Below are 12,640 nucleotides of genomic sequence, written 5' to 3' on the forward strand. Positions count from 1 at the left end.
GTGCCAGGAGGGCCTGACAAAGTCGATGTCAGCCTGATTGGCTGCTATTAACACCATCAAGGTTTAGTTGAGGTTCTCGGAAGAGGACGCGAAGGATGCCTTGATGACGTTGCTTTTCCGCAAATTACGTGTTCAAAAGAACTTGCGCATCTGTCACAAGGTTCTACAATAAAACGAGAGTGTGGACGGTGCCATCACACTGTCGGGATATAACGGAACTAAACGTATAGGCCACGTCTATCGGTGATAACGTCCCCACGCCCCTTTGACCTCATGCAGCCGACACGCGGTGAGTCTCCCCAAAGGAGTATCTCATCGATCCCTCAAAAGGAACCTCGTCCTTCTTGCAACAAGACCAGCGGCCGTATCTTGCCGATCAAATACGCCGGCCAGGCAGCGCTCAGCGTTGCCAGAATTATCAATCCCACAAGGCCGATGGTGACGGCTTCCCACGGGATTACAAGATCGGGCTGCATGCCACCAAAGAAGCTCATGTATTGGGCGATGCCACATCCACACCAGCCGCACATAATGCCAAAGCCGACACTCAATATGCCAGCGACAATTCCAATCAAAATGCCTTCGGCCAACACGGCACGGATGATCGTCGAACTGGTGATTCCAATGCCTCTCAACACACCGAATTCCCAACGGCGAGCACGTACCGATGCCAGAAAAACGTTGAGCACACCGATACTGGCGATCAGAGACGCTATCAGAGGTACCTGACTGACGAGCCAGATCCAGCGTCGGGCAGCTCCTCGCGTTCTCTCTCTGATTTGGTTGACAGGGATAACGCTTACCTCGGCCTCTTCCATTGGCGTCGTGCCGGTACCCTGCATCTGGACACGCTTTGTATAGAACTGGCTGGCTAGATTCTGAATCTGTTGGGGATCGGCGTCCGATGAGGCGAAATCAAACCAGACATGCGATGCCTGGGGAAGGTCGAAGTCCCGCGCGACGGGGTCATAGTTTGCAAAAACGAGCGCGGCGGCGCGATGCGTCCGGGTGCGGAAACCAGTCAGCTTGGTTTGCCAATGCCAGCCCGGAAGCTTGACGGCCCCTGCGATTTCATAAGCGACAACCTTCTTCGCGTTCTCAGGAGGTACCAAAGCAAATGTATCGCCGATCTTCAGCCCCGTTTCCCGTAGAAAGTGATCCGGTACGATGCAGCCTCTTCCGGAGACCAATTTTTTACTAGCCTCTTCGGGATTCCCTTCCACCCACTCGAACTTTAGAAAAGGGTCGCTTCCCGAAAATGCTCGGGAGGCATCGATGCCGACAAGAACAATATTATCCTGGCGTATGACGGAGGCTCGCTCGGCGCTGTTGGTCAGGTCTTCCCGCATCCGAGGCTGTTCGACGACAATCGGAAAGCTTCGCTCGGGGTTGATTCCTGGAATATCCACCACAGCGTTGGCTTCCGAGCGGGAAAGGCCGCCTGAATTGAATTGTACGAGGGCATTGGGCGCCCATGGCCCTGGGATAAACCCTTCCAGCATCGTAAATCCCCAAACCTGAATTCCAATAAACAGCCCAACGCCGACGGCCAGGGAAATCGAGGCCCCGACCGTTCGCCATAAATGGCTGGTTATCTGGCAAGCCAGCAGCTTCGGATCAATTCCCATCCAACGAGCCAAGACGGGGCTTATCCATCGGTCAACTCCAGCCACAATCGCTGGAGAAATCAGAATGAAACCGATTGCCATCGAGGCGAAGCCGATGGTCATCAGGACCGGGATCCCTGCCTCGAAGGGCGGCGGAACCAGAAATGTTAGAACCGGGTTCACGGCAATCAATACGAGCCCGACAAGGAACCCGATTCGAGAAAACTGCTCTTCTCCCGCGTCTTCGACCCGTGGTGACATCGCATCGATCGGCTTCACGCGGGTTGCTCCATAGGCAGGGATGATTGACGCGATGAACGCGCCCCCCAGCGTTGCCGCCATCCCCAGCAACACACTGTGCCGCCCCAGCGTTACGCCATGGTCAAGCACTCGCGATGCTGCCATACCGACGGCCAATAGTGCCAGATAGCTTATGCCGAGCCCTGTCAGGAAACCAAGACCACCCAGAAACAGACCTTCCAGCGTGATTAATTGAGCAATCTGAAAACGGGTGAATGAGAGCGATCTCAGAATGGCGTACTGTCGGATACGTTCGTTCACCCCCATGCTCAACGTGCAAAGCACCACCAGAAATGCGACCAACATCGAAACCCCCGTTGCGGCGAACGATTGAAGACGAACATTTGCCGCGGAGGAGCTCTGATCCAGTGCCTCTTCCACCTCGAAAGCTTGCTGAAACTGGACAGGCGTCGCATACGACGAAAGTTTCGGCGCCCATCCAAAACGGAAAGTGTTGATATCGGTCTCTTCCTTCAAAGAGACGGCAATCAGGCTGATTTTAGGCGTATCCGTAAGAATGCGTTCCACCGCGGATTGAGTCAGAAAGATCTCGCCTTTGCTGGGGGCGAGAATTGGCAAAGCGGAATCCCCTGCACCTCGAAGCTTCGGGGCATCCAGAATTCCAATCACCTGCAGTTTATGGTCTTGATCGTTCTGCTTCAGCGTCAGCATGTCGCCTACATCGATCCCCATCCGCTGGGCTGTTTCCGTTCGCACGACAACTTGCGGAACGTCCGATTCTTCTGTCGATAGCCAATCGCCTCGCAGCATCTCGAACGGGGCTTCAGGGGCGTCTGTGATCATCAGCAATGTGCCCGGCAGGCTACCGGGGCGCCGGATGTTTGGCCCGCCGCCATATCCAGTGGGTGGACCATTGTTATCGGAGTTATCCTTATCGCGCGCTGCCGGACTGGCCGATTTTGGCGGGATTACTTCAGCGCGAACGGCCCACATCGGATCCGCATTCGCCACGACCGGGTCGGACCTAAGATCGTCCAACACTTCCGGGGGGACGAACTTCTCTTCCTTTTGTTCGATGGGAGCAACGGCCAACTCGTAACGTCCCATGGCAAGATTGGCATAGTCGTCGAACGTCTTTTCTAACGCGTCGTAACCACTGGCGATCCAAATCACCAGGCAGGTCGCCGCGGCCGTGGCGGTAATAGTCAGAGCGACGCGAACGGGAGACTCCCAGAGGAACGACCAGGCCAGACGCAAAACCTTCCTCATTAAACGGCCTCCATGGGACGACGCAGTAGACTTTGATACTGCATGGCCACCTCCTGCGGATCGCGAGACCCGTCAGGCGTGAATTCAGCAACGTTCTTCCCGTCCCGCATCACGACCACACGATCGGCCCACATGGCCACATTCGGCTCATGCGTGACTGCGATGATGGTTCGCCCCTGCTCTCTCGACAGCTCGTGAAGAAGTTGGCAGATCTGTTGTCCCGCGTCGTAGTCCAAGCTTCCCGTCGGTTCGTCCGCCAAAAGAATGGCCGGATCGCAGATCAGAGCCCGAGCGATGGCGACACGCTGTTGTTCTCCGCCCGACAAAGCTCCAGGTTTATGCAGCCGTCGATCTTGCAGGTTAAGCCGCTTTAGCAGCTGATCGACACGCTCGGAAAGATGGCTGCTGGCAGGGGCTGGCAGACGAATGTTGTCTTCGGCGGTCAGACTGGGAATCAAATTGAAAGCCTGAAAGACCAGTCCGATTTCCTTTCCGCGAAATTTGGTCAATCGAACGTCGCTGAGCTCGGAGAGGTCCTGCCCGTTCACCAGAACTTTTCCTGCGTCCACATCGGTCAGGCCGGCGATTGCGTGCAGCAAGGTACTCTTGCCGGATCCGGAGGCACCCATGATGACGATGAACTGGCCCGCTTCAGCCGTCAGGTCGACTTCGTTGAGGGCGGTGATGGCCGTCTGACTTCGCCTGAACTGTTTACGGACTCCCTCAACCACCAAGGGCGGAGACGTCTGGGACGAGGAATTCATCGGCTCAACTTCCAAAGTAGCTGGACGTGGTTCTAAGTGGATGCGCGACCGGCCTGCAGGAGCGACAGCGGTTCGGCCCTGCCGGACGAGATCGCCGGCCACAGCGCCGCCAGAAAGCAAAGCACAAACGTGAGAACATAACCAAATACGAGCGAGGACCAAGGCACCACCAACGGAGTGCTCACTCCCTCAAACCATTGATTGCTGACATAACGAACCAGCCCCAGGCAGGTCCACCCGGTCAAGATACCAAAGGCCAGGCTTAGCCCGCTGGCCACCAGGCCAATCATAATCGCTTCCGAAATGACAAGCTTGACCAGACCGAATCGCCTTAATCCCACCGCTCGTAATATGCCAAACTCCCAACGGCGTGCGCGGACGGACGCGGCCATCGTATTCACGATACCCAGTGAGACCACCAGCAGCGTGATCAACGGAAGCCATCCCATTGCCCCAACCGCGGCGCCGCCCCGGCGGCGCATGCTGTTGCGAACGTTCTCAAGAGACGTGACCTGCAATTCATCGCGTCCAAATCCTCCGACGCGGCGTCCTGGCCCGATGCCTCCCGGCCCGCTTGCTTCGGGCCTGGCAGCGGGACCTACGGCAACGATCGACTTGAGGTTCTCCCGAAGCTGCTCGCCTGTCACATCCGACTTGGGATCCAGCCACAGATACTCAAGCGTCGGCAAGGCGAAATCTTCCCGAACTTCGGTTTCAGGAGCCAACACAATGCCTGCCGTCCGAACGAAATGGCGTCGAATGCCGGTTGTTTTCGTTATCCAGTTGGAACCCGGCATCGAAACGATACCGGCGATTGTGTATTCGACAGGATCTTTGGGGCGGTTCGGGGGAATCATGGTAATCCGGTCTCCCACCTTCAGCCCTGCCAGTCGATCGAACGTATCAGGAACCAGGCAGAAGCGTCCTTCCTTCAGTTTCGCGAGTGCCTCCTCTCGGCTGCCTTGGACGAAGCTGAGTTGAAACAGGGGATCGTCGCCGGAGAACGCCTTTTCGCAATCGACTCCAATCAGAGACACATTGTCTTGTCGCACGGCGGAATCGCGTTCCGCGGCATTCAACGGATCCCCAGCGAGCTTGGTTTGCTCCACCGCGACTTTCAGACAACGCTTCGAATCGATTCCGTCGACCTGGTGAATCCGTTCAAACTGATCCAGCGGCAGACCGCTGGGGAATTTAACGATCGTGTCAGGCGTCCAACGTCCCGGCATAAAACCACCCAGCATGGAATGCCCCCAAACCTGGGTTGCCGTATAGAGCCCCAGCCCCAGCATCAGCGAAGCGGCAATGCCTGTAGTCCGCCACATGTTGGTACTCAACTGGCTTTTAACGAGTCCCGCTTGAAGCCGCATCATCAAGGCGATCAGCGGACTTAACAGCCGTTCGACACCAAGAACGACTAGCGGGGCCAGAAGTGCAAAACCAAGGACGGTAGCCGGGGCACCCAACAGCAGAATCAATACGAACCTAAGCCGCTCGGGCAGCGTCACGGCATAAACCAACAACGGATTGACGGCGATCAGCAGCAAGCTGACCACCGTAGCTAACATATACCACCGCGAAGTCCTGGGACGCATCGGCGTGGGAGCCATCGCTTCCAGCGGACTGATGCGAGTTGCTTTCCAGATGGGAAAAATTGAGGCCAATAACGCTCCGAGAAATGAACAAAGTCCCGTCAACAGAATGCTTGCCACTCCCAGTTGCACGCCGTTTGGGAACAGTGCCGGCGTGGCATTGGCAAGTATCTGCAGCAAGATCCAGCCACCTGCCAGGCCGCCAACCCAGCCGAAGATGGCAAAAACCAGTGCCTCGACCAATACCAGCCAGGCAACCTGCGATCGGCGAAGCCCCACCGCGCGAAGCACGGCCATCTGTCGGGCACGTTCGTTAACTCCCATGCTGAGCGTCGTGAAGATTATGAACGCTGATGCCAGGATGGACAGGGCCGTTACAAAATAGGCCTGGTTCCGCGCCCCTTCCGCTGCAAACCCGGACGATATCTTCGAGCGGATGTCCTCCATGCGAAGCAATTCCAAGGCAGGGCTGGCGGATGCAATCGTGTCCCCCAGAACGTCCGCGGTTTTGGCTGGCCGCAAGCGAACTTCAATCAAGTTCGTGGCATCCGCCGAGCCGGTTAAACGAGGAACAATCCGTCTAGGAACGTATGCCGCCAGTGACGCTGGTCCCCGGTTAACCCCACCTGGAGCTCCCCCTTTGGTTCGCGTCATCGCGAATTCTACCCCGGCTTCCGCTTGTTGAACGATACCGACAACGTTCAACTGGACCACTTCTCGATTCTCGGTGCGGAACTGAATCGCATCTCCCGGTGTTAACGAGAGCGCGTCCGCAACGCCGCTGCTGACCACGGCCTCGGTTTCCGTAGTCGGATCGAGCCATCTCCCTTCCAGAAGCGGGTGCCGTGATTCCGTCGCGTTGGTTCCTACGACGCTAGGCCCCAATCGCCCCAGACCTCGACGCGATCGATTCTCACCTTCTGGTAATTCTTCAGCACGACGAAACATCATGCGGAATTGCATCACCGGATTGGCGGACTCAACGTCCGGATGACTCGCGACGGCATTGATCACGTCGGAGGAAATATGCTGGTCAGCATCTTTCGGCACGACGAAAACGGAATAGTTTCCAACGAAACCTTCGGTCTGTTCGTCAAATTGCGAGGCAATGGCTTCATAGGCGGAGACCACCCACAGAACGACGCCGATTGCGAAGATCATCGCCAAGGCCGTCAGAAGGAAACGAACCTTTTGCTGCCTCGTGTGAGCGATGAAAAGTTTCCAAGTCAGGTTCATACGGCCCCCATGGCGGCTTGGCCGGAGACGATCTCTTGATAACGGAGTGCCAGGGACTGGGCATCCGGAAATTGGTCGGCGTTCCAGTCCGAACACACGGCACCATCTTTCATGACAACAACGCGACCGGCCCAAGCCGCAACCGCAGGCTCATGGGTCACCATCACAATGCTTCGCCCTTCCTCCTGGTTAAGTTCCCGTAGCAAAGAGCAAATCGCATTGCCATTACCGGAATCGAGACTTCCGGTTGGCTCGTCCGCCAAGATAATCGCAGGGTCCGTAACCAGTGCCCGGGCGATCGCGACGCGTTGTTGTTCGCCGCCACTCATGGCATCGGGCCGATGCCCAAGCCGATCGCCAAGGCCGAGCCGGTCCAGCAAATGCCTGGCTCTATCTTGCGCGTCTGCACTACCGCGTCCCCCTTCCGCCATCAGAGGCAGCATCACATTCTCGAGAGCGGTGAGCGCGGTAACCAGGTTGAACTGTTGGAAGACCAGTCCAATCCTGCGGCGACGGAAATCGGTCAGCTTTGCGTCGGACAAACTCGATAGCTTTTCGCCTTCGACCCAAACCGCACCGGAATCAGGCCGAGTCAGGCCCGCCATCACGTGCAGCAGCGTGCTCTTGCCGCAGCCACTAGGCCCCATAATCGCGGTGAACTCACCTTTTTGAATGGAGAGAGAAACGCCGTTTAAGGCCTTTACCAAATTGGATCCTTGTCGGAAAGTCTTAACGAGTTCGTCGGCACGCAAAGGTGTCGACTGGTTCGTTTCTTCCGGGGGGGTTGTCTCGCTCAACATTCGTCTTCCTTCGATCAATCAAGACTTCTGTGGAACTGCTTGGAAGACATCTCTTGAACGTGGGAACCGTTTCGATTCCGACTGTTGGAATCAACGAACGGATATTCGAGGTGATCTTCCTGGCGAGTAGTTTGAATTTCGTGAAGCCCCAAGTCTGCACTAAGGGAGAATCACGGCAGCGACTGAAGTGAAACGTTTCGTGACAAAAGCGATCCGAAACGCACGTTCAGAAATTGCCAAATGGCTAAGCCTGGCTAATAGATATGGCTTGGCAGTCGCTATGAGAAACAGGAATGTACCTACTTAAGATATCGGCCAGGGAATTAGTTCGCAAGACAGTCGTTAGCCCGTTAAGGATGTGAGGCTTTTATCGCGATCACTTGGACTAAATAGCCTTTCGGTGTCCATCCATGATTTGGGTGAATGCAAAATCTGTAGACGTTTCAATCGCTCGCTAACCGGCCCCCAAGCTGTTCAAACATTGAAATCCGTCGGAATAGCAATCCGTTGAGTAAGAATATTTTGCTGATGAAAGCCTCTTCGATGTCAATCAAGGCCCTCCACTTTTTGAAATATCTTTGGATCACGCTAGGCCAGACATTAAACACTAGGGGCACATGAGCATGGCAGATCGGCCCGGCTGTGTCGCTCCAGCCGACGTAAGTGTCACTACAATCGACACGAGATCTCAATGATGTTAGTTCGATACGGCAGTTCACGGGCTAACTCGTTATTCTCAGAGACTTGGCATTCTGATTGCACGTTGGTTGTGTCCTTCCTTTGCGTTGTTTTCATCGACTTGACGTGACCATCGATGAGCAGGAAGCGGAGAGGGATGCATTTAGCATTTTCAACACGTAAACCCCTCCCGAGACGTACCGATATTTTGAGAATTTTATTCAATGCTCCATCGCCGTACTGCGTTCACGCTTGTCGAGCTTCTGGTTGTGATTGCCATCATTGGGATTTTGATTGCTCTTTTACTACCTGCGGTACAGCAGGCCCGGGAGGCCGCTCGCCGGATGCAATGCGCCAACAACCTGAAACAAATCTGTCTAGCATTTCACAACTATGCCGACGTCAATAAAGGGTTTCCCCAGGCGCGAATTACGGGCGTTTATGATGGGGCAAATTCCGTCTTTTCCGGATGGCCGACTGCTATCTTACCCTACATCGAGCAAGGCAATTTAGCTGAGCTTTACAACGACAATCTGCCCCACTTCCATGAAGACAATCAGGAACTGGTGCGAACAAAAATTGATTTGTTCGTCTGTCCTTCCACTCCGAACGGAGACCGCCAAGTACAACTCTCGACCGGCCCCGTGGAATCGACGCTGATACCGGACCGCTATGGTGCTCCTGGTGACTATTATGTCCGCCTGCAAACGTGGGTATGGCCTAGCGGTCCCACGCTCGATGTCGGCCTCGATTCGAATGCGGCTACCCCTTTGGCCAAATTTACCGACGGCCTGTCCAATACCGTCTTGCTAGGAGAGGTGTGTGCCCGCCCTGTTTTGTATATTAATGGCAAACCACAATCGAGCCCAATGACCGCTCAACCTGGTTGGTCAGCTTGGGCTGGCCCCCAAGCTTTACGGCTTAGAAGTTACAACTCCGATTGCTCTGCCGAATCGGACAGCTCGAATGTTTATCAGCAGGCGATCAATGTTTGCAACCAACAAGGTCTATACAGCTTCCATCCTGGTGGAGCAATGGTCTCATTGGGTGATGGCAGTGTCCGATTTCTTGCCGAGACGACTGACATCGAGACGGTCGTTGCCATGCACTCTCGCTCAGGGGGAGAAGTCTTCGAGATGCCTTAGGCGGTCTCGCCGTTGATCTGAAAGGCATCTCGGATCTCTTCACTGCGGCGATCTTCGGGTACATTCGTCATCGTCAGTCCTTGGTTCTGGTTGGTTGATGTTTGGTAATCAAATCCATACCAGAGCCAGGGCTGGATCTCAAATTTGCGCAATAATTAGGACGTCATCCGTTCTTTGGCGGTAGGCACATACTTTTGCACCTTAATGCGTAGCAAGCTGACAACCTACATCATTCGATGACAGCAAGTGCCCTGGAAGTTCTCTGAGCGAGCTTGGGATTTGGGGTTGAAGTCTTACCGTTAATAAGCCTTTGAGCCCGGTCATAATTGATCAGGAATTCGATCCAATCAAACCATGGAATTGGGAGCGATATATCTGGGCCGTTGAGAGAGGACTCCAGCCATAATTCCATCTGTTGTTCTGCCTGCTTAAGTATCATTTGAGCATCAGTTGATCGTCCTTGTTCGTGATATGCAATAGCGATCAACGGATAGCCTATCCCATGACCTGCCCAGGTTTGGCTATCATCACTAGATTGCTGAAGGCGGAAGATTGCTTGTTTTAGATTGCCTGCTTTTAAGTGTGCCCATCCGGCTACATACAATCGAACTCCCATGGGAATACGAGAATGCTTTCGTTGAGTCAGTGATTCCTCTTCATTCTTTTCACTATCTAACGATGTCAGTTGCCCTTCAAAAGCTTCAGCGATTTTGCTCGCTTCTACAGGAGAAACATCCTGGCTGATCAACACTCCGCGGGAAACAGCCCCACCTGTCATTTCTCCGACTTGCGCGAGTTGCTGGCGGAGTACGGAATACTGTGATCGCTTATCCGTATAAAGGAATAGCTGCGGAACACCAAGGAATTCAACGCGATCCAACGGGCTTCCAAGCTCGAACGCCTGTTGATAGTCATCGGCGGCTAGTTCCCAAAGTCCCAACTTCGCATAAAGCGACCCTCGTCCTATCCAAACAGGAAAGTAGCGAGGTTGCACCTTTATTGCCTGCGTATATGCATCGTGAGCTTCGGCCCAGTTTCCAGCATCAACGTGGGCATATCCCGAAGTCAGCAATGAATTGGCTTGTTTCAATCGTTCGGTGAACTGCTCCAGTTCTTCCTTGGCCGAAGTCGCTTCTGTTTCAGCACGGCGAGCATCACGTAAAGCAATCGTCGCAACGCTTGCCTGCCAAGCACTGACAACAAGCCCGAGGATCAATGCCAATGCAACCATCGACGTGGCAAGAATTGCAATCTTGTGTCGCCTCGCATATTTGGAGAAGCGATATAGTGACGAAGGTGGCCGCGCTTCGATAGGCTGTTGATTCAAGTAACATGTCACGTCTTTGGCCAAGGCCCCAGCCGTCGCGTAACGACGGTTTCGATCCTTATTAAGAGCCTTCATAACGATCCAATCGAGATCGCCTTTGACAGTGGAAGTTAACCGAGCAGGCTCCATTCGCCGATTCGCAGATATAGTACTTGCGAGTTCATTGTTAAGCGTACTAAGTCGATAACTAGGACGTTGGGCCTCCTCTTCTCGAATGATCCGGCGAAGTTCGTCAAGCCCGACATTGGCTACACGATCTTGAACCAAAGGTGTTGAACCGGTGAGTATCTCATAGAGCAATACCCCCAGGGAATAGATGTCGCTCCGCGTATCGATATCCAGGTTGCTCATCTCTGCCTGTTCAGGACTCATGTATGCTGGTGTTCCAATCATCGAAGCATACCGTGTATAGATCGTCCGATCGGTCAGGGTTTGATTGATCGCCTTGGCCACCCCAAAGTCAATGATCTTAGGAACTGGTTTGCCATTCTCTAGCGAAACAAGAATATTCGACGGTTTCAGATCGCGATGAATAATCCCCTTTTGGTGCGCATATTGGACTGCATGGCAGATTAATACGAAAAGGTCCAACCTTTCGTTTGTCGTCAGTTTGTGCCGATCACAAAAATCGATTAGCGGCACGCCACGTACGAGTTCCATCACAAAATATGGGTGGCCTCTAAACGTCATTCCGGCATCGTAAACGCGAGCAATATTGGCATGATCCATTAGAGCGAGCGCTTGACGCTCGGCCTCGAAGCGGGCGATCACTTCCGGAGAATCCATACCCGGCTTAATAATTTTAAGTGCTACTCGACGCCGAAACGGCTTTTCCTGGTCGGCCACGAATACTAGCCCAAAACCACCTTCGCCGATCTGTTCTCGAAGTTTGAACGGACCGACATCAGCCCCAGGCTCATAGGGAAAAGAGAACGCCTTTTGCATTGGATAGCCGACGGTGCTTTCAAGATCCCAAATTGCCAGCCGATCGACGGGATTCTCTTCTCGGAAGTGCTCATAAACCAATGCCTGGACGGACGCCAGCAATTCTTGATCACTCCCACACGCCTTTTGTAGAAATACATTGCGAACTGGCTCTGACTCGATTTCAATCGCTTCAAAGAAGATCGACTTTTCCTGACCTTTAGACATGTTGTGGTGGCCCTTGGTTTTAAGCAGAAGAAGCAATGGGCTAAGACGATTATTGAATCAGCCATCCTTCCAGGTCATGCGAGATCTGACCATATTCTGGGCCAAAATCTTTAATCCGCGGAAATACTTCCCCCCAATTCCCTGCCTAGCCAGGCTCGCGCATAAGACCACTGCCTTTTGACCGTTGAAGGGGAAATATTCAACGCGTCAGCTGCTTCATCGATTGTTAAACCTACGAAGTAACGTAACTCAACTAACTTGGCTAATTCTGGCTCAACATGACTCAATTTACTCAGAGCTGCATCCAAATCGAGCAGTTCATCAACGTCCTTTCCCGAATCGATGGCATCGGCCTCATCGATTTCAAACTGATGGCGTTCGCCTCCACGTTTTAGGCTCTTTCTACGTCGAGCACTCTCGATCAGAATTCGCCTCATCGCCTCGGCCGCGGCTCCAAAGAAATGGGCACGTCCATCCCACCCATCGTGCAAGTTTCCAACCAGGCGAAGATAGGCCTCATGCACCAGAGCGGTGGGTTGAAGAGTTTGACCGGGAAGTTCATTTCGTATTTTTTGTGCCGCAATATGCCTGAGTTCAGCATATACCAAGGGTAACAACTCGCTTGTGGCCGAGCGGTTTCCGTTCTGAATCTGCTGAATGATGCGGGTCACTTCCGACAAGCGATGACTCCCAGTCGGTGGCTAACGTCTTTCATGCTTACATTATCGGCCACCAATTCCTGAATTACTAGCGATACCAGCTTTAGTTTTGACCACTATCGGGCAAGTACAGTCGAACAATCTGACTAC

At 53.8% G+C, this 12,640-nt stretch carries 7 protein-coding genes; 1 reads left to right on the top strand and 6 read right to left on the bottom strand.

Annotation, left to right across the window (positions count from 1 at the left end):
• Nucleotides 1-323: 323 nt before the first annotated feature.
• The 4 genes from C5Y96_RS24800 to C5Y96_RS24815 are packed head-to-tail and all read right to left on the bottom strand — an operon-like array spanning nt 324 to nt 7,529.
• Nucleotides 324-3,137, bottom strand: coding sequence for an ABC transporter permease (locus C5Y96_RS24800; protein ID WP_105359044.1), 2,814 nt, complete (start codon nt 3,135-3,137; stop codon nt 324-326).
• On the bottom strand, nt 3,137-3,901 hold the full coding sequence (locus C5Y96_RS24805; RefSeq protein ID WP_105359046.1) for an ABC transporter ATP-binding protein: 765 nt from the start codon (nt 3,899-3,901) through the stop codon (nt 3,137-3,139). Before C5Y96_RS24805 ends, C5Y96_RS24800 begins: the two co-directional genes overlap by 1 nt.
• A gap of 32 nt (nt 3,902-3,933) precedes the next feature.
• Nucleotides 3,934-6,729 carry an ABC transporter permease gene (locus tag C5Y96_RS24810; RefSeq protein WP_105359048.1) on the bottom strand — a complete coding sequence of 932 codons (2,796 nt, stop codon included), beginning with the start codon at nt 6,727-6,729 and terminating at the stop codon, nt 3,934-3,936.
• Nucleotides 6,726-7,529, bottom strand: coding sequence for an ABC transporter ATP-binding protein (locus C5Y96_RS24815; protein WP_105359049.1), 804 nt, complete (start codon nt 7,527-7,529; stop codon nt 6,726-6,728). Before C5Y96_RS24815 ends, C5Y96_RS24810 begins: the two co-directional genes overlap by 4 nt.
• 902 nt (nt 7,530-8,431) lie before the next feature.
• Between C5Y96_RS24815 and C5Y96_RS24820 the strand changes: the two genes are divergently transcribed.
• Nucleotides 8,432-9,352 carry a DUF1559 domain-containing protein gene (locus tag C5Y96_RS24820; RefSeq protein WP_105359113.1) on the top strand — a complete coding sequence of 307 codons (921 nt, stop codon included), beginning with the start codon at nt 8,432-8,434 and terminating at the stop codon, nt 9,350-9,352.
• Nucleotides 9,353-9,581: 229 nt separating this feature from the next.
• Here the strand turns inward: C5Y96_RS24820 and C5Y96_RS24825 are convergent, their stop codons facing one another.
• Together C5Y96_RS24825 and C5Y96_RS24830 are read right to left on the bottom strand one after the other, a co-directional pair.
• Nucleotides 9,582-11,831: a serine/threonine protein kinase gene (locus C5Y96_RS24825; RefSeq protein ID WP_105359050.1), complete on the bottom strand. Its 2,250-nt coding sequence runs from the start codon at nt 11,829-11,831 to the stop codon at nt 9,582-9,584.
• 110 nt (nt 11,832-11,941) lie between these two features.
• The gene (locus C5Y96_RS24830; protein WP_105359051.1) at nt 11,942-12,511 is read right to left on the bottom strand and encodes a sigma-70 family RNA polymerase sigma factor; all 570 of its coding nucleotides are present in this window, start codon (nt 12,509-12,511) and stop codon (nt 11,942-11,944) included.
• Nucleotides 12,512-12,640: the final 129 nt, after the last annotated feature.

This window comes from Blastopirellula marina, from assembly GCF_002967715.1.
GTDB classification, from domain to species: Bacteria; Planctomycetota; Planctomycetia; order Pirellulales; family Pirellulaceae; genus Bremerella; species Bremerella marina_B.